The sequence below is a fragment of the uncultured Caballeronia sp. genome, from assembly GCF_964243625.1.
Lineage (GTDB): Bacteria > Pseudomonadota > Gammaproteobacteria > Burkholderiales > Burkholderiaceae > Caballeronia.
Genome location: NZ_CAXTGZ010000052.1, coordinates 1 through 18,811, shown reverse-complemented (window position 1 = coordinate 18,811; position 18,811 = coordinate 1). Strand labels below are relative to the sequence as shown.

The window sequence follows — 18,811 nt, the reverse complement described above, 5'->3', positions numbered from 1 at the left end:
CGTACGCCGCTGATCATTTCCGGCCAGGCCGAAGATCACACCGAACTCTACGTGCGCATGAACGCGCTGCCGCCGCTTCTCGAGCAGCAGATCGGCGAAGAGAAGGCGGACGGCACGGGCGTCGAAAAGGTGGGCGACTTCACGCTCGATGAAAAAGCGCGCCAGGTGTTCCTGACCGAACAGGGCCACGAGAAAGCCGAACGGCTCCTGGCCGAGTGGGGCCTGATTGGTGAGGGCGAAAGCCTCTACGCGCCGCAGAACATCACGCTGATGCACCACGTGTACGCCGCGTTGCGTGCGCATACGCTGTTCTTCCGCGACCAGCATTACGTGGTTCAAGGCAATGAAGTCGTGATCGTCGACGAATTCACGGGCCGCATGATGACGGGCCGCCGCTGGTCGGACGGTTTGCATCAGGCCGTGGAAGCGAAGGAACACGTCAAGATCCAGAACGAGAACCAGACGCTTGCGTCAATCACGTTCCAGAACTTCTTCCGCATGTATTCCAAGCTGTCCGGCATGACCGGTACGGCCGATACCGAAGCGTACGAATTCAACGAGATCTACGGTCTCGAAACCGTCGTGATCCCGACGAATCGTCCGCCAAAACGGATCGACAAGCAGGATCAGATCTACAAGACGGCGAAGGAACGTTACGACGCCGTCACGCGCGACATTCGCGATTGCGTCGAGCGCGGACAGCCTGTGCTGGTTGGTACGACATCGATTGAAGCATCGGAACTGCTTTCGGGTTTGCTCACCCAGGCCGGCCTCAAGCACGAAGTGCTGAACGCCAAGCAGCACGCGCGCGAAGCCGCGATCGTTGCCGAGGCGGGTCGCCCGAGCGCTGTAACCATCGCCACGAACATGGCCGGTCGCGGAACGGACATCGTGCTGGGCGGGAACGTGGAGAAGCAGTCGTCGTTCATCATCGCCGACGAATCATTGGCAGAAGACGAGAAGCAACGCCGCATCAAGGCGCTCGAAGACGAATGGCAAGCGCTGCACGACCGCGTGAAGGCGGCGGGCGGATTGCATATCGTCGGTACGGAACGCCATGAATCGCGTCGTATCGACAATCAGTTGCGCGGCCGTGCAGGCCGGCAGGGCGATCCGGGTTCTTCGCGCTTCTATCTGTCGCTGGATGATCCGCTGCTACGTATTTTCGCGGGTGATCGTGTGCGTTCCATCATGGACCGCCTGAAGATGCCGGAAGGCGAGGCGATCGAAGCGGGTATCGTGACGCGTTCAATCGAGTCGGCGCAGCGCAAGGTCGAAGCGCGCAACTTCGATATCCGCAAACAACTGCTCGAATACGACGATGTATCGAACGATCAGCGCAAGGTGATCTACCAGCAGCGCAATGAATTGCTCGAAGCAACCGACGTTGCCGAGACGATCACCGCCATGCGCCAGAGCGTGATCACTGAGGTGACGCGCACGTATGTGCCGGCGGGAAGCATTGAAGAACAGTGGAGCGCGCCGGAACTCGAGGAAGCCCTGCGCAACGACTGGTCGCTCGATCTTGCGGTGCAGGAGATGATCAACGAGTCGAATTCCATCGATGCCGACGAAATTCTCGAAGCTGTAGTCGCTGCCGCCGACGAAGCCTACGAGGCGAAGGTCGCGCTGGTCGGGCGTGAGTCCTTCAGCGCGTTCGAGCGCTCGATCATGTTGCAGACGCTCGACAGCCGCTGGCGCGAGCATCTGGCCGCGCTCGATCACTTGCGTCAGGGCATTCATCTGCGTGGTTACGCGCAGAAGAACCCGAAGCAGGAATACAAGCGCGAAGCGTTCGAATTGTTCGCCGCGATGCTCGATTCGGTTAAGCAGGAAGTCACGCGCGTTGTAATGAACGTGCAGATCCAGTCGCCGGAACAGCTTGAAGAAGCCGCCGAGCAGTACGAAGAGAAGGGCAGCCATCTGGAAAATGTGTCGTTCCAGCATGCTGACTTCGACGGCAGCGGCGCCGCTGCAGCAGTTGCCGCCGACGCGACCGCCCAAATGGTCAATCAGGCCATGGCATACGGCGACGACACCACGGTCGCGACCCGCGTGTCCACTGACGACGTCCCGAAAGTTGGCCGTAACGACCCGTGCCCGTGCGGCAGCGGCAAAAAGTATAAAAACTGTCACGGCAAGCTCGCGTAATCGGCGGTCTGAACGCTTTGGCAGGTTGAATCATCCAGGACAGGCGACGCAGTGATGCGTCGTTTGTCTTTGGCCGACTGGTTTTGTTTCTTGCGTTTGTGTTTTGTGTTTTTACGTTTCGCGGGCGTCCGTCTTTCATAGAATCAGGCGCCGTTTTATTCATCTTTCGTGTCGTTGCGTTGCGTTTCCTGCGCACCGGCACTCGCCACTTTCAGCGAGTCGCGAACATGGCCGTCAATTTCCCCTCGATCAATCCCGCCAACCTGCATCCCGTCGCCGGCGTCACGCTAGGCTGGGCCGAGGCGAATATCCGAAAACCGAATCGCAAGGATTTGCTCGTTGTGCAGATCGATGAAGGCGCGACGGTTGGCGGCGTGTTCACCCTGAACCGCTTCTGCGCTGCGCCCGTGACGGTGTGCCGCGAGCATCTCGACGCCGTGCGCGCGGGCGGCAAGGGCATCCGCGCGCTGGTCGTGAATACCGGTAACGCGAACGCGGGAACGGGGGAGCCGGGCATGGCGCATACGCGCGAGACCTGTACCGCGCTTGCCGCGTTGCTGGGCCTTGACGCCGCGCAGATCCTGCCATTTTCGACGGGCGTGATCCTGGAGCCGTTGCCTATCGACAGGTTGACGGCAGGGTTGCCAGCGGCGATTGCGAACCAGAAGCCCGATCATTGGTTCGATGCCGCGCAAACCATCATGACCACCGACACTTTGCCGAAAGCGGCATCGCGTCAGGTTCAGATCGATGGCCACACAATCACGCTCTCGGGCATCAGCAAGGGCGCCGGCATGATCAGGCCGAACATGGCCACCATGCTCGGTTTTCTCGCCTGCGACGCCGCCGTGTCCCAGTCCGTGCTCGACACGCTGATCAAACACGTCGCGGATCGCTCGTTCAATTGCATCACCATCGACGGGGATACATCGACTAACGACTCGTTCATCGTGATCGCGTCCGGCAAGTCGACGCTGCCCTTGATCGATTCCACGGATTCTCCCGCTTATGCCGCGTTGCGCGACGCCGTGACATCGGTCGCGCAAGAGTTGGCGCAATTGATCGTGCGCGACGGCGAAGGCGCGACGAAGTTCATGACGGTGACAGTCGAAGGCGGCACGAGCGAAGCGGAATGCCGGCAGATCGCGTACGCTATCGGTCACTCGCCGCTCGTCAAGACTGCGTTTTATGCATCGGACCCGAACCTCGGCCGGATCCTCGCGGCCATCGGCTATGCGGGCGTGACGGACCTGGACGTGAACAAGATCGACCTGTATCTCGACGACGTCCTCGTCGCGAAGAAGGGCGGCCGCAATCCCGAGTATCGCGAGGAAGACGGCCAGCGCGTGATGAAGAAGAGCGAGATCGCGATCCGCGTCCTGCTCGGCCGCGGTGAGGCCCGTGCCACTATCTGGACGTGCGACCTTTCGCACGATTACGTCAGCATCAACGCCGACTATCGCTCCTGAACCCGAACTCTCCCATGGATAAACTCGAACAGTTTCTGACGCGTGCTGAAGCCGTGCTCGCACGTGTTGAAGGGATGTTGCCGCCCGCCGCGCCTGAAATCGACTGGGATAAAGCCGTGGCGTTCCGCTGGCGCAAGCGTCAAGGACGTGGCTTTTTGCAGCCGGTGCCGAATCTGTCGGCGCTGTCGCTCGATGACCTTTGCAATATCGAACGTCAGAAGCAGTTGATCGAGCAGAACACGCGGCAGTTCGTGCGCAAGGCGCCGGCGAACAATGTGTTGCTCACAGGGGCGCGCGGGACGGGCAAGTCGTCGCTCATCAAGGCGTGCCTGAACGCGTATGCGTCGGAAGGGTTGCGGCTGATCGAAGTCGACAAGGACGATTTGCACGATCTTGGAGACATCGTCGACCTGATTTCGGCGCGGCCGGAGCGGTTTATCGTTTTCTGCGATGACCTCTCGTTCGAAGACGGCGAGTCGGGATACAAGGCGCTGAAAGTGGCGCTCGACGGATCGATCTCGGCGCAATCGGACAACGTGCTGATCTACGCGACGTCGAATCGCCGCCATTTGTTGCCCGAATACATGAGCGACAACGAGACCTACAAGCACACATCGGATGGCGAGATTCATCCGGGCGAAGTGGTCGAGGAGAAGATTTCTCTCTCCGAGCGATTCGGCCTGTGGGTGAGCTTCTATCCGTTCAAGCAGGACGACTACCTGACCATCGTTGGACATTGGCTGAAGCATTTCGGCTGTCCGGAAGAAGAAATCACGAATGCGCGCGGCGACGCGCTCGTCTGGGCGCTCGAACGTGGCTCGCGCTCAGGCCGCGTCGCGTGGCAATTCGCACGCGACTATTCGGGCCGCAAGGCATGAGCGCGGCGCCGCTTCCAACCACGGCGCCCGACGGGCGCAAGATGACCGATGTCGCGGTCGGCGTGCTCGTTCAGCCGGATGGCCGCTATCTGCTGGCGCAACGTCCGGAAGGCAAACCGTATGAGGGTTACTGGGAGTTTCCGGGCGGCAAGCTGGAGGCCGGCGAAAGCGTGGAAACGGCGCTCGTGCGGGAATTGCACGAGGAACTGGGTATCGATGTGACCGCTTGCGAGCGCTGGCGGACGCTGGAACACGATTATCCGCATGCCTACGTGCGGCTTTACTTCTGCAAGGTGACGGCGTGGAAGGGTGAACCGGCCGGCCGGGAAGGTCAGGCGCTTGCCTGGCAACATCTTCCCGCCGATGTGACGCCGTTGCTACCCGCTGCCATTCCAGTGCTCGAATGGCTCGCGGCAGAGGCGGCTTAGGGCGATATCAAGCGCGATTTGAAGCGTTTAGTTGAGGCCGCTGTGGTCGTCATCTGGCGGCGTGTCCTGCTGACCGCCGCCGATCTTGTACTTCTCGGTCGCCCATGCGCCAAGGTCGATCTGCTTGCAACGGTCTGAACAAAACGGCCGGAACCGGCTTTCCGGAACCCAGCGTACATCCTTCGCGCAAGTCGGGCATTTAACGATGGTAGTCATTCGGCAGTGCGGATCTGATAAAGGTTGAGTTCGATAAATAAGGGTTTTTAGCCCGATTTAAAGACTGCACAGTGTCAGGTGAAACGGAATGTCGGCATCGACGGCACGGGGCCTCAAGTCACCATCCTGCACCGTGAAGCGCACCCACAGCATGTACTTGTTCGCGCTCGCCTCAGGAATCAGCCGCGTATCCGACGGTACCCGTACCTGCATCAACTGATACGTCCGGCCCGACAGCATCTGCTGATAGCTGCCCTGCATTGCCATCACCTTCGATGCCTGGCCCGATTCGCGTGCAAGCCGCAGCACGATTATGGCCGCGTCGCGCAAGGGCAGCATGGGCGTGACCCACTTCGCGATATCGCCGCGGCGCTGTTCGGCCGGGCATTGCTGCCATGCAAAGTACGACGGCAGGTCAAAGCGGCAAGTCCCACCCGGAATGATCGTCCTGCTGCGAATACTGGCGAGCCATTCATTGTCCGCGAGATGCTGGCCGGTCTTGCCCTGCATCTGCCCGAGCCCGGCAAGCGTCTGTTCGATCTCGCCCAGCACTGACTCGAGCGCGTCCTGCTCGATTCCTGGATTGCCCCGAAACGGCGCCAGCGTCTGGCGTTGCCGCTCCAGTTCCTTCATCAGGTCGGCTTTCAGGTCGGTCCGTCCGGCGACTTCGGCAATCTCGAACAGCGTGGTCAATGCAGCGTGGTGTTCGCGCGGGTCTTCTTGAGTCAGAAAGAAGGTGAAGCGCTCGAAAAGATCTTCGAGACGCAGCAGCGTCCTGATTCGCTCGTTGAAGGGGTACTCGTAAAGGATCAAGCGCGCTCGCCTCGGCGTTGGTCGATAGTTTCGATGCGGAAAGTGAGGACATTCTAATGCCGCATCAAACCCCAAGCAAATCTCCACGTTCAATCACATCTGGCGCGCATTTTCAGCGCCGATCGTGAGGAATTCGAATGCGTTGCATGCACTTGTTAGGTACGCGGTTTGCTCTCGGCCGCGGCCATCTCGATATAGCGTGCGTGCAGGAGGTCGACCTCGCGCTGCAGTGTCTGCAGCGTGGCGGCAGAGTCGTTGACGACGACGTCATTTGCTGCGGCAAGCCGCGCTTCGCGTGTCGCCTGACGGGCGATGATGGCCAGCACCTGCTCCCGCGGGAAACCATTGCGCTGGATGACACGCTCGATCTGCGTTTCAACCGGGCAATCGACGACGAGAATCCTGTCAACCTTGCTCGCGCGTTCCCCGGCCTCGATCAGCAAGGGCACCACGACGATGTGATACGCGCTGCGCGCTTCGCTGCGTTGCCGCTCGCTTTCCGCGCGGATCAGCGGATGCGTGATGGCTTCGAGTTGCGCCTTGGCGGCGGGATCGGTGAACACGCGGGCCCGCATTTTCGCGCGGTCCATGGCGCCGTCGGCGGTGACGAAATCCGGGCCGAACGCGCTCTCGATCAGCGGCATGGCGACGCCGCCCGGCGCGGTGATCTGATGCGCGATCAGGTCGGCGTCGACGACCGTTACGCCGCGCGCCGAGAACATATCCGCCACGGTCGTCTTGCCGCTTCCTATCCCGCCGGTCAGGCCAATGCTGAACATCTCGTGACTCCCCCTTTATCCAAACAGCGTATAGAACGGCGTGCCGAAGAAAAGCGTGATGACGCCGCCCGCGGCGAGGAAGGGCCCGAACGGCAGCGGTTCCTCGAAGCGCATCTTGCCTATGCCGGTAGCCACCAGCCCGAAGATCGCGCCCGCAATGGCAGAAACCAGCACGATCTGGGGCAACGCTTCCCAGCCGAGCCACGCGCCGAGCGCGGCGAGCAGCTTGAAGTCGCCGTAACCCATTCCTTCCACGCCGCGTACGAGCCGGAAGAGCCAATACACGCACCACAGAAACAGATATCCCGCGATGGCCCCGATCACGGCTTCGCTCAGCGGAGCAAAGCCCGTATCGCCGAGATTGACGATCAGACCCGCCCACAGCAGCGGCAAGGTGAGCGAGTCGGGGAGATAGCGGGTGTCGAAGTCGATAAGGCTCATGGCGAGCAGCATGGCGCACAGGCCGAACGCCACGAGCGCGATCCAGTCTGGCCCGAACGCATAGAGCGAGAGAGCAGCGAGCAGCGCGGTCGCCAACTCCGTCAGCGGGTAGCGCGCGCTCACCCGGGCGTGGCATTTGGCGCAACGGCCGCGCAGCAGCAGAAAGCTCACGACCGGGATGTTTTCCCATGGACGCAGCACGTGGCCGCAATGTGGACATGCGCTGCGCGGGACGGCGAGGTTGTAGCGTTCTATTGGCTTCGGTTTTACATCGCCTTCCACGGCAGTGGTTTCAGCCTGCCACGCACGCTCCAGCATGATCGGCAGACGGTGCACGACGACTGTCAGGAAGCTGCCGATCACCAGCCCGAAGACGATCGCGAAACCATACTGCGCCACGAGCGGCAGGGTGCCGAAAGCGGAACTGTAAGCGTCGAGATAGCGGCCTGAAAACTCCGCCTGATACAAGGGATGCATGACTGTCCTGGGTCGAATTCGGCTGCGATCCTACACTACCTACACCACGTTCCCGAGCTGCACGATCGGAAGATACATCGCCACGACAAGGCCGCCCACCAGCGCGCCCAGCACCACGATCACCACCGGCTCGCACAAGCTGGCGAAAGCGCTGGTTCGTTCGTCGACCTGACGGTCGCCCAGTGTAGCCAGATCGAGCAGCATTGCGTCCAGCGACCCGGATTCTTCGGCGACGGCTATGGGTTGCACGACGTCGGGCGGAAAGCAGCCGGCCGCGCGCATGGCGGCGGCAAGGCGTTCGCCGCGGCGCAGACGTCCCGCTATCTCGACGGTGGCGGTATCGAAGATGCGGTTTCCCGTGGCCTTCGACAACGAATCGAACGCATCCGACAACGGCGTCCCCGCCGCGAGCAAGGTGCCGAGCGCGCGGCTCCACCGGGCGACGGCGAGCGCGCGCAGCAGCGAGCCCGCCAGCGGCAATCTGAGCATGGCGCGGTCGAACGCGCTGCGGGCTGACGGCACGCGTCGCAGAAGCCGCTTGAACGCGATCACGGAAACCGCGCAGAAGAGCGCGAACGGTACGCTCCAGCGCGCGACGCCGTCCGAAAGAGCCAGCACGAACAACGTCGGTGCGGGCAGCTTGGCGCCGAAGCCATCGAAGATGGTTTTGAACGTCGGCACCACGCCGATCAGCAGTCCCGCCGTAATGACAAGCGAAAGTAGCAGTACGGCGACCGGATAGGTGAGCGCTGCACGCAGCTTCGCCCGCTGGGCGCCCGCCCGTTCGCGATCTTCCGCGAGGCGCGCGAGCACGGTCGGCAGTGCGCCGGCGAGTTCACCGACCGATACAAGCTGGCAATACAGTGCGTTGAAGCATGCCGGATGACGCCCGAGCGCTTCCGAAAACGCTACGCCTTGCGTGATGTCCCGCGCAACCGCTCCGACAATACGCGGCAAGCCGCCGCGCGAAGGCGTTTGCGCGATCAGGTCGAGACATGGCGCAAGCGGCAGCCCGGCGCGCAGCAAACCGGCGAGTTGCCGGGTGAACAGGGTGACATCGGCGGCTTTGGCTTTTGGCGGCGGCGCCGGTCCCATTCCTGTGAGTTCGAGCACTGTGACGCCGTTGCGCTTGAGCGCAGCGCGGGCGGTCGTGGCGTCCATGGCAATAGTCTTGCCCCGCTTGTTCGCGCCGGTGGCGTCGATGCCCCGCCAGTTGAAGCGAGTATCGGATGGTTGCGATGCTTGCGGTGTTTGCGGTAGTTGCATTAGCCGACCTCCGTCGCACCGGCAGCTTCCGCCACGCTCGTTACGCCCTCCCGCACCCGGGCGAAGGCAGCGTCGCGCAGGCTTGGCATGCCTTCGCTCCGTGCCTGCCGCATGACGGCATGCGTGGCGGCGCGAGCAACGATGAGTTCGCGCATTGCTTCGGACACGGGCATGAGCTGATGCACGCCAACTCGTCCGCGATAGCCGATGCCATGACAGGCAGCACAGCCGCGCGGTTCGAGCGGCCGGAAGCCCGGCTCCAGTTCCAGGTCGGACGCCACACGGCACGCTTCGCAAAGCCGGCGCACCAGCCGTTGAGCCGTGACGAGCCTGAGCGCCGATGCCAGGTTGTACGGCGCAATGCCAATGTCGATCAGGCGTGCGATGGCAGCGGGCGCGTCGTTCGTGTGAAGCGTGGAGAGCACGAGATGCCCGGTTTGCGCCGCCTTCACGGCTACATCGGCGGTCTCGGCGTCGCGGATCTCGCCCACCATGATCACGTCCGGGTCCTGCCGCATGAACGCCCGCAACGCGACCGCGAAGGTGAGACCGGCTTTGTCCCGCACGCTGACCTGATTGGTGCCGGCGAGCTGGATTTCAGCGGGATCCTCAACGGAGCAGACATTGCGCGATTCGGCATTGAGCATCTGCAGGAAGCAATACAACGACAAGGTCTTGCCGCTGCCGGTCGGACCGGTCACGAGCACAAGACCGTGCGGCGCGTGGATTGCGGCCTCGACGGTCCTCTGCTGATCGGCTGCAAGCCCGAGTGCCGCCAACGATAAATCCTTGGGTAGCGACTCCAGCCGGCGCAAAACGAGCTTCTCGCCAAACAGCACCGGCAGGGAATTGACCCGATAGTCCTCAGGACTCCCATTTGCAAGCGGCAGCCGCAAGCGCCCGTCTTGTGGCACGCGCCGCTCCGCAATGTCCATCCGCGCCAGCACTTTGATGCGCGTGGTGAAGGCATCGCGCAAGTGGGGCGGCGGCGTGAGATACGTGTGCAGCGCGCCGTCGATCCGCAAACGGATTCGCCATTCGTGCTCGCCAGGCTCGACGTGGATATCGGACGCGCCGCGTGACGCGGCTTCGCGCAAGGTATCGGTGAGAAGCGCGACGGCGGGCGCGCTGTCTGCCTCGGCAATAGCTTCGGCGGGCCGGGCGCTGAACGGCGGCGGCGGGCTGGAAAAGGTTGCAGGCGGGGAGGAGGACATGGGCGTGGCTCGGTGATCGGTATGTCCCGATCATGACCTCGCACGACATCGATTGAAACTAGACCGAATGGCTAACGCTCGCAGGTGCACAAAATTAGACCGAATGGCTAACGCGATGCAACCGGCGACGCAAATCCCGCAAAACAGGGCAATCTGGTGCAACCCGAAACCCTGGACTGCATCCTCTTATGACACCGCCATCTTTCTTACTTTTGTTTCTTGGGCAATACGCCCTGTGGCTGGAAGACCTTCACTGTGCGAATGGCCTGATCGTCGCTGCGCATCACTTCGAAATGCACGCCCGCAATGCGCACGCTCACGTCGCCGTCGGGAATCTCTTCGAGCGTCTCGAGGATCAGCCCGTTCAGCGTTTTCGGGCCGTCGGTGGGAAGCGTCAGCTTGAGCCAGCGGTTCAGTTCGCGCAGCGGCATGCTGCCGGCCACAATGCATTCGCCGTTCTCGTTCCAGCCGCCGCTCGAACCGGCGCCGCGTGGAATGGTGGTCGTGAACTCGCCTATCAGTTCTTCAATGATGTCTTCCGGCGTGACGAGGCCCTGCAACTCGCCGTATTCATTCACCACGATCGCGATCCGATGGCGGCTTTCCTGGAAAAACTGCAGTTGCTGGAACACGGGCGTGCCGGCCGGAACGAAGTATGGTTCGGCGAGCAACTCGCGCAAGGTCTCGCGCTCGAACTCCTGGTTATGCAGCGCCGACAGCGTTTTTCTCACGTGCAGCACGCCCAGCACACGATCTATATCGCCTTGATATACGACCAACTTGTTGTGATAGCAGGTTTCGAGTTGATGAAGAATGGTGTCGAAAGGGGCATCGAAATCGAGCGACTCTATCCGGCGGCGCGGGATCATCACGTCGTCGACCGTGATGTTTTCGAGGTCGAACAGGTTCAGCAAGATGCTGCGGTGCTTGGTCGGCATGAAGTTGCCGGATTCAAGCACGACCGTGCGCAATTCCTCAGTGGAAAGCCGCTGATCCCGCCCGCCCTTCGTATTGATATGCAGCAACCGCAGCACGCCATTGGCGAACAGGTTGACGAACCACACAAGCGGCCGGGCCACGCGCATCAGCGGCGAAAGAACCAGGCTCGCCGGCAATGCGACTTTTTCCGGATACGTCGCGCCGACAATCTTCGGCGCGATTTCCGCGAACACAATAATGAGGAAGGCGACGATTCCGGTTGCGACCGACAACACGATGTTGTCGTGTCCGAAAGTGCGCAGCGCAATGGAGGTGGTCAGCGCCGAAATGATTGTGTTGATCAGATTGTTGCCAATCAGGATCACGCTCAGCAACTGGTCCGTCTTGGCCAGCAGCCCTTGCGTGACGCGGGCGCGCAGCGAACCCTGGTTGGCGAGGTGTTTGAGGCGATGGCGATTGAGCGCCATCATCGATGTTTCGGAAATCGAGAAAAAAGCGGAGAAAAACAGCAGCAGGAAAATGGCGCAAATTTGCGCCCATAAGGGAATGTGGTCCACGCGAGGTTCAAAGAGGGAGGATGGGAAAGACTATAGCAGAGGCCAAAACGATTGCTTCTCTTGCGCCGCCAGGCTTTCTGGACGGCCGTCGGAACGGCCGATCCTCCTTCTGATCCGCTAACTACGCACTGCTTTTATTGACTGCAGGTGAAGCTGCCTGCCGAATTCGTGTCTCCGCCGGTGAATTTCGGCCACGTCGGATAACGGCAAAGGGGACGCGTGCGCCCGAGTGTTGCGGGTGTCGAGTCTGTCATCGTCAGGGTGCCCGGCGCCGTACCGTTCTCCACCCACTGTTCGAGTGCGCCAAGCGAATCGACTTGCGGCAGGAATGGGCCGGTGCCGTGGCCAACGCCCGGCATCAGGTAAAAACGCGCGAAGTTATCGACGGAAGACTGGCCGAACTTCTGCACCAGGGCGTTGTAATAGTCCACGGACGAATCGGTGCTGACGATTTCATCGGCGAGACCGTGGGTGATGATCGCCTTGCCGCCTTTCGCGATGAATGCCGAGAGGTCGGGATTGGTGGCGTCGCTTTCGGCCGAAACCTGCTGGACCTGCCCCTGATATGCGCCGGGATTGAGCGGGTCGAAGGTGAGCGAATTGAAAGTCGGAATGCGCGTGATGAAGTACTTGACCCATTGGTCGCCGGTGACCCACTGGTTTGCGTCGTTCTTGCCGGCAGGGTTGGCAGGCGTTGGAGAAGTGCCGAAATCGCGCGTGGTGTACTGACCCGCGAACACCGATCCGGCAAGGATGTTGTAGCCGGCGTAACGCGTGACGCCGTTTGCAAGCGGATAGGGCAGGAGCAAGGGTGATGCAATCGTGTTGACGGTCGCGATCTGCGCGTCCGAAAGACATGTATCGCCGGTGTCCTTGCCATCCGGGCAGCGCACGGCGGCGAGAACCGCCGGCGCCTGCAGCTTGCAGGCGGCAACGTTGGAGATGATGCCGTCGGCCACGCCATCGAGCGTATCGCAGGCTTTGGTCACGGCGTTTTGCAGCAGGACGGTCTTTTTGACGTCGAGCCAGCCCGCGCCGCCGTTGAGATAAAGCGCACGCCCGAGCACGACATTTGACAGCCGCAGGCCGGTGTAATTGAGCGCGGGGCGGTTCACGACAATGCCGTCGTAATCCGCCGGCCAGCGCTGGATCACGGTGAGGCCGTCGCGGCCGCCGGTAGAGCTGCCGAAGAAATAGGTTTTTGCAGGCGTCGTGTTGTAGCGCGCCTTGAGCAAAAGCATGGCGACATCGTGCGTTTTCTTCAGCGTCAGGCCGCCGTAGTTGGCGAGCGCTTCGTCGTTGGCGGCGAACGAGCCGTCGGTGATGCTCTTGCTCTGGTGACCGGAATCATCGCCAAAGGTTACGTAGCCGCGGGCGAGGGGTGTCGATGAACCGGCGGGCGCCATGTCGAGTGCGGCAAGTCCGGTGATGAGCGTGCCGTCGAAGCCGCCGCCGCCGTACTGCAGCGCCTTGTTGTTCCAGGCGGTCGGCAGGTTAACCTCGAAGTTGATGCTTGGCGCGGTTGTATCGACGGGAGCGATGGTGCCGTTCACCTGGCAATACTCGCCGGACGTGGCCGATGCCGCAACCAGCGTCGCGCTTGCCACCGCCGCGCCGTTGCTGGGTGCTCCAATGGACGCCGCCGCGATCTTCATGCCGCCGAGCGCCGAGCACGCGGCGGCGGCTGTGACCGCCGGTGGCGTGCCGCCCGAATCCGATGATGACCCGCCGCAGCCGGAAAGCGTCGCGGCGAGTAGAGATAAGCCGCAAGCGGCCAGGTAGATTTTCATGATGCTGTCTCCGTATGTTTATGAACTGCTGCCTTGCAAAAACTGTTCAGTCGGTCGCGCCGGCTGTGGATGGAGCAATGACATGAGCCAACCTTTCCACGCCGAACAATGCGCGCACGCCTTCGTGCGAGCCGAGCATGGCGGCTCCGTTGTGGCCGACGCCCGGCACTTCCCAGCATCGATGACTCAGCGCCGGATGCCTTTCCTTGAGGTATGCGAAGTAGGACCGCCCGCGTGCGAGCCTGTGCGGCCCCTGAGCGGCGGCGGCGCAAGAACGGTCGAGCGCGTCGTGATGCGGATCGCGATCCTCCTGGCCGAGCAGGTAGATCACATCGGCGGCGGCGTAGCGTTGTTCGAGCGCTTCAAACTGCGCGGCCTCCACATAGCGGGGCGCGCGTCGCACGCCGTATTTCCAGTTGTCCACGCCGGGGCACCGGGCTGTATCGGCGGGACGCAATATGCCTTGGGCGTCAGGGCGCATTGCATCGAAGTACACATACGACGACGGATTCGCAATCACATAGCGGCAATGCACGCCGGGCGCCTTGCATCCCGCCCCGACGATCGCGTACCGGTGCGCAACCTGCGCGCCGCCCGAATGCCCGGCAATGACGACATCGGTCAACGCCGGAAACCGTGCGCGATCCGCGAATTGTTCAATGAGTACATCGAGGACATCGAAGGAACTGAGCGGCGCGGGACCGGCCGCGTCGTCGCCGCCCATCCACGATGTCCACTCCCAATGCAGCGTGTCGGCAGGCAAGCCGTGCGCGCCGATATCCGCAGTCGCGAGAAATTGCGGCACGAGCAACAGCGTGCGGGCCGGATCGGTCGATGCCGCCGCCAGCGCGTTCTGCGCCGAGAGCAAATAGGCGTCGGCATCGCGCAAACGGCCATGCAACAGAACCACGATGCGCGAAACATTTGCTGCATCGCGTTCTTGCATCGAACGATAAAACGGCACAACGCCAGTCCCGCGAGGCGTGGCAACACGCAGGCGTTCGTTGCCGACGGCGCCGACCGGTTGCTCGTTACGGGGTTTATCGAAAAGGGTCATTTAATCCACCGCAACGGCTTCGGGGTCGCGGCGCAGGCGCTGCCCGGAGCGGGTCAGTCCAACCAGCACGAGCGACACGACGCCTGCAAAAATCAGGTAGTACGCCGGAACGATGTTCGATCCGGTCAGGGTAATCAGCGTGGAGACCGTCAGCGGCGCGAGGCCGCCGAACACGGTGACCGCGATGTTGTACGAGAGCGCCACGCCGGTCGAACGCGTTGCCGTCGGGAAAAGCTGCGTGAGCATGCCGGGGTGCGGCCCGGACATCAGGCTGAGCACAACGGAGGCGACCATTTGCGCGGCGAACACCCGTCCCGGCGTAGGCGATGCAAGCACCCACGCGAACAGCGGATACGCGATCACGACCCACACAATCGTCACGGGAAAGAACAGCCGGAACGCGCCCACGCGGTCCGCGAGTTTCCCCGCGAGTGGATACCCCACGATTGAGATCAACCCGGAAACCGCCGTTCCCATCAACGCGTTCTTGAGCGGCAAGTGCAATTGCCGCTCGACATAAAGCGGCAGGAAGGTGTGCCACAGGTAATTCGTGGCCGTGCCCACGATGATCACGCCCATCGCACACAAGGAGGCATCGCTGCGTTGTTTGAAAAAGCCGCGAATGGTCTGGCGCGGCGCATGGCCGAGCCGCTGGCGCAGTTCCACGAACTCGGGCGACTCCGCGACCTTGTGCCGGATATAGAACCCGACGGGCCCGACCAGAGCGCCGAGCAAGAACGGCACGCGCCAGCCCCAGGATTCAAGCGATGCACGATCGAGATTCGTGGTCAGCAAATAACCGCAAGCCGATGACAACACCAGCGCCACCGCCTGCGACGTCATCTGGAAGCTGCCGAAGAACATCTTCTTGCCGCGCGGTGCGTATTCGGTGAGCATCGCGGCGGCGGTCGCGAACTCGCCGCCCACCGACAAACCCTGGAGCACCCGCGCAAGCAACACAAGCAGCGGCGCGGCAATGCCGATGCTGGAATATCCCGGCGTCAATCCCATGAGCAAGGTGCTTGCGGCCATCAGCAGGATGAGCATGGACAGCGTGCGCCGGCGGCCGACGCGATCGGCGTACGCGCCAATCGCAATCCCGCCGAGCGGTCGCACGATAAACCCGACCGCGAACGTGCCGAGTGTCAGCGTGGTTGAAAGCGCTGTGTTACCGACCGGAAAAAACACATGCGCGATGATCTTCGCGAAGTAGCCATAAATGAGGAAATCGAACCATTCCAGCCCGTTGCCGATCACGGACGCCAGCACGGCGCGGCGAATCTGCGATTTGCTCAGCGTCGAGGCCGCCGTCGGCGGGAAGGCCGGTGAGCTTGAAGGGAAGGTCGTTTCCATACGTCTCCTGAAACGTTTGTTATCTAGTTGTATTTGAATGGAAGAGTACGAAACGGGTTGGCAAATGTAAAATACATATGAAATGGCATTGCCATATATCCTGAATATGTGAGGAGCATCAATGGAATTGCGTCATCTCCGGTATTTCCTCACTGTCGCGGAAGAACGCCAGTTCACGCGCGCGGCCGCGCGGCTGCATATCCAGCAACCGCCGTTGTCGCAGCAAATCCAGGAACTGGAGCGCGAACTCGGCTTCGCCTTGTTCGCGCGGCTGCCGCGCGGCGTGGAGTTGACATCGGCGGGGGCGGCTTTTGCCGTCGATGCCCAAGCGGTGCTAGATGCTCTGGACCAGGGCGTCACGAACGCTCGCCGCGTGGCAAACGGACAATTGGGGTCCGTGCGAATCGCCCTGACAAGTTCGGCCGCGTTCCATCCGCTCGCGACCGCCGCGATTCGTCAGTTCCGCGCGGCGCATCCGGATATCGCCATCGACCTGAACGAGATCAACGCTGCGGGGATCATCGAACGAATGATGAGCGGGCGTATCGATGCCGCAATCCTGCGCAAACCCATCGAGACGCCCGTGGAATTGCGCTTCGATCTGCTGCACGAAGAGCGCATGGTGCTCGTGCTGCCGGTCGGACATGCGTTGCTCGTGCGTCCAAAAGGCAGGCGGCCACGTAGATCAGATGAGCAGCCTCAGGTTCCGTTGAAGGCGCTTGCCGGCGAATCTTTCATTTTCGTTCGACGTCCCGGCGCGCCGGGCATGTATGCCGACTTCATCCGCGCGTGCGAAGCGGCCGGATTCAAGCCGGACGTAGTGAGCGAAGTGCCGCGCATGTCGAGTGCGATCAACCTCGTGGCGGCAGGTGCGGGCATCACGCTCGTACCGGCGTCCATGCAGCGATACCAGCAGGAAAGCGTCGTGTATTGCGCTGTGGCCGGTGACGAAGCGTTTTCAGCGCCGCTTCATCTCGTGACGCATCGAAGCTCGGCGAACCCGGCGGCGGCGCGGTTTGCTCAAGCCGTGCTTGATTTCGTCGTGCCGAAGACACAGCCCTGAAACACCGTGAAATATTACGGAACGCTTCCCGTCAAATCGGGTACGAACGCAAGTCCGCGTTTTCCCTCAGAATCGGTGGAATAAACGGGTGCGATGGCGCGTTTGAAGAGTGTCGGTCTGCACGGCTGCATGGGCAGAACCACCACATGACAACCGTCGATCCACCCCATTTCCGCACGGAGTTCCAATGTCCACGCAAGCCGCCAACGTTGCGTCAAAACAGCCTGAAGCCGAGGCGCCGCTGCGCTACACGCGCACGGCGATGGTCCTGCACTGGCTGGTCGCTGTGCTGATCATTTGCAATGTCGTGCTCGGACTGTCGGCAGAAAAGTTTCCGGACAACTGGATACGGCCGATCGTCGATACCCACAAGTCCATCGGCATCACGGTGCTCGGCCTGGTCCTGCTGCGCATCTTGTGGCGCGTGTCGCACCGGCCGCCGCCGCTGCCGAAGACGTTTCCGAAATGGGAACACGTCGCCGCGCATATCGCGCATTTCCTGCTGTATCTGTTGATGATTGGTTTGCCGCTGTCAGGCTGGCTGCACGATTCGGCCTGGAACGCCGCAGCCTCGCATCCAATGCACCTTTTCGGCGTGATTCCGTGGCCGCGCATTGGTTACGTAATGAACCTCGATCCCTCGCTGAAGGAGACGCTGCACGATCGTTTCGGCGCATTGCACACGTGGCTGGGTTATGCGCTGTACGCACTTTTCGCGATGCACGTAGGCGGCGCGCTCAAGCATCAATGGATCGACCGGAAGTCGGTGATTTCGCGGATGGTGCCGTAATGGACATGGAACTCAAGACCGCGCCGGCGCTTCCCGCGAAACACGCGTCCAGACCCACACAAACCTCGCTTGAAGCAGCACTCGCGAAGGCGTCCCCACGCATTGCGCCGCGCCCGGTGACGGTCGCAAGCGTGCTGATTCACGGCAGCGTGGTCGTGCTCTGGATGGTTCTTTTTGCCCGCGCGTTCTTCCTGCATGGCGTGGTCGCGTGGTCGACGGGGATCGCGTATGTCGTCTACGACACCTTGTTGCTGATGTTCGTCGGCGCGAAATCGTGGACGCTGGTGAAACGGCCCAAGCCGCTCGACCGTCAACAGCTCGAACAGGGTTTGCCGGCGCTTGGCGTGATCGTCGCCTCGCACAACGAGGCGGCCGTGTTGCCGAACACGCTTGCCAAGCTGCTCGGCCAGACCCACAGCGCAGCGCAAATCGTGATCGCCGACGATGGTTCCACCGACGCCACCGCCGAAGTTCTCACGCAACGTTTCGGTTTGATCAAGCCAGTGGAAGGCGAGTTGAGCGCGGCATCGACGATCTATTCCAATCTCTTCTGGCTTCGTGTCCCGCACGGCGGGAAAGCGCGGGCGCTGAACGCTGCCATCGAAAAGATCAGCACGCCGATCGTGATGACCTGCGACGCCGACACACGTCTCGCCGATGACGCCGTCCTCGCCATGCGCAGCGCCTTCGCCGCGCGCGCGAACCTCGTGGCGGCGGCAGGCATTCTGGTGCCGGTCTGCAGCAAAACGCTCAGCGGACGCTTTTTCCAGTGGTTCCAGACGTACGAATACATTCGTAATTTCATCTCGCGCTTTGCCTGGATGCGCGCCGACAGCCTGCTGCTGATCTCGGGCGCGTTTGCATCGTTTCGACGTGACGCGCTGGTCGCGGTCGGCGGGTTCGACGCCGAATGTCTCGTTGAAGACTACGAACTGATTCACCGGTTGCGCCGTCACGCGGTGGATCACGGTCTCGATTGGGACGTGCGTGTGGTTGGCAATGCGCACGCGATCACGGACGCGCCGAGTTCGCTCAGCGGTTTCATGCGCCAGCGCCGCCGCTGGTTCGCGGGTTTCCTGCAGACGCAATACTGGAACCGCGATATGACCGGCAATCGCCGATACGGCAAG

17 protein-coding genes are annotated in these 18,811 nt (G+C 61.9%); 7 read left to right on the top strand and 10 right to left on the bottom strand.

Annotation, left to right across the window (positions count from 1 at the left end):
- The 4 genes from secA to ACFFAR_RS05725 form a co-directional block, all read left to right on the top strand.
- Positions 1-2,151 (top strand): preprotein translocase subunit SecA (gene secA / locus ACFFAR_RS05740; RefSeq protein WP_375507619.1); only part of this gene is annotated, 2,151 nt, incomplete at its 5' end.
- Between the two features lie 227 nt (positions 2,152-2,378).
- Positions 2,379-3,620: a bifunctional glutamate N-acetyltransferase/amino-acid acetyltransferase ArgJ gene (argJ, locus tag ACFFAR_RS05735; protein WP_174365442.1), complete on the top strand. Its 1,242-nt coding sequence runs from the start codon at positions 2,379-2,381 to the stop codon at positions 3,618-3,620.
- 14 nt (positions 3,621-3,634) lie between these two features.
- Entirely contained in the window at positions 3,635-4,498 is an 864-nt protein-coding gene (locus ACFFAR_RS05730; RefSeq protein WP_062000321.1) for an ATP-binding protein, read from the top strand.
- A complete protein-coding gene (locus tag ACFFAR_RS05725) occupies positions 4,495-4,926 on the top strand; it encodes an NUDIX domain-containing protein (RefSeq protein ID WP_375507620.1) in 432 nt (143 codons plus the stop codon). The genes ACFFAR_RS05730 and ACFFAR_RS05725 overlap by 4 nt, the downstream gene beginning before the upstream one ends.
- Before the next feature lie 27 nt (positions 4,927-4,953).
- Here the strand turns inward: ACFFAR_RS05725 and yacG are convergent, their stop codons facing one another.
- From yacG to ACFFAR_RS05675, 10 genes are all read right to left on the bottom strand, one after another.
- On the bottom strand, positions 4,954-5,142 hold the full coding sequence (yacG, locus tag ACFFAR_RS05720) for a DNA gyrase inhibitor YacG (protein WP_062000319.1): 189 nt from the start codon (positions 5,140-5,142) through the stop codon (positions 4,954-4,956).
- A 57-nt stretch (positions 5,143-5,199) separates the two neighbouring features.
- The gene (gene zapD, locus ACFFAR_RS05715) at positions 5,200-5,955 is read right to left on the bottom strand and encodes a cell division protein ZapD (protein WP_062000318.1); all 756 of its coding nucleotides are present in this window, start codon (positions 5,953-5,955) and stop codon (positions 5,200-5,202) included.
- Positions 5,956-6,110: 155 nt separating this feature from the next.
- Positions 6,111-6,734, bottom strand: coding sequence for a dephospho-CoA kinase (gene coaE, locus ACFFAR_RS05710; protein ID WP_375507618.1), 624 nt, complete (start codon positions 6,732-6,734; stop codon positions 6,111-6,113).
- A 15-nt stretch (positions 6,735-6,749) separates the two neighbouring features.
- Positions 6,750-7,652: a prepilin peptidase gene (locus ACFFAR_RS05705; protein WP_174364291.1), complete on the bottom strand. Its 903-nt coding sequence runs from the start codon at positions 7,650-7,652 to the stop codon at positions 6,750-6,752.
- A 39-nt stretch (positions 7,653-7,691) separates the two neighbouring features.
- A complete protein-coding gene (locus ACFFAR_RS05700) occupies positions 7,692-8,918 on the bottom strand; it encodes a type II secretion system F family protein (RefSeq protein WP_174364292.1) in 1,227 nt (408 codons plus the stop codon).
- The gene (locus ACFFAR_RS05695) at positions 8,918-10,132 is read right to left on the bottom strand and encodes a GspE/PulE family protein (RefSeq protein ID WP_375507617.1); all 1,215 of its coding nucleotides are present in this window, start codon (positions 10,130-10,132) and stop codon (positions 8,918-8,920) included. The genes ACFFAR_RS05700 and ACFFAR_RS05695 overlap by 1 nt, the downstream gene beginning before the upstream one ends.
- A gap of 206 nt (positions 10,133-10,338) precedes the next feature.
- Positions 10,339-11,628, bottom strand: coding sequence for an HlyC/CorC family transporter (locus tag ACFFAR_RS05690; protein WP_075358577.1), 1,290 nt, complete (start codon positions 11,626-11,628; stop codon positions 10,339-10,341).
- Between the two features lie 134 nt (positions 11,629-11,762).
- Entirely contained in the window at positions 11,763-13,418 is a 1,656-nt protein-coding gene (locus ACFFAR_RS05685) for a tannase/feruloyl esterase family alpha/beta hydrolase (protein WP_375507616.1), read from the bottom strand.
- Positions 13,419-13,464: 46 nt separating this feature from the next.
- Positions 13,465-14,475 (bottom strand): hypothetical protein, encoded by a 1,011-nt coding sequence (locus tag ACFFAR_RS05680; RefSeq protein ID WP_375507615.1) that lies wholly within the window; start codon positions 14,473-14,475, stop codon positions 13,465-13,467.
- Positions 14,476-15,828, bottom strand: a complete 1,353-nt coding sequence (locus tag ACFFAR_RS05675) for an MFS transporter (protein WP_375507614.1) — start codon at positions 15,826-15,828, stop codon at positions 14,476-14,478. It lies immediately after the preceding gene.
- Positions 15,829-15,949: 121 nt separating this feature from the next.
- Here ACFFAR_RS05675 and ACFFAR_RS05670 point away from each other — a divergent pair, with 121 nt between their 5' ends.
- The 3 genes from ACFFAR_RS05670 to ACFFAR_RS05660 form a co-directional block, all read left to right on the top strand.
- Entirely contained in the window at positions 15,950-16,891 is a 942-nt protein-coding gene (locus ACFFAR_RS05670) for a LysR substrate-binding domain-containing protein (protein ID WP_062000309.1), read from the top strand.
- A 187-nt stretch (positions 16,892-17,078) separates the two neighbouring features.
- Positions 17,079-17,681 carry a cytochrome b gene (locus ACFFAR_RS05665; RefSeq protein ID WP_375507613.1) on the top strand — a complete coding sequence of 201 codons (603 nt, stop codon included), beginning with the start codon at positions 17,079-17,081 and terminating at the stop codon, positions 17,679-17,681.
- 5 nt (positions 17,682-17,686) lie between these two features.
- Positions 17,687-18,811 (top strand): glycosyltransferase family 2 protein (locus ACFFAR_RS05660; protein ID WP_375507612.1); only part of this gene is annotated, 1,125 nt, incomplete at its 3' end.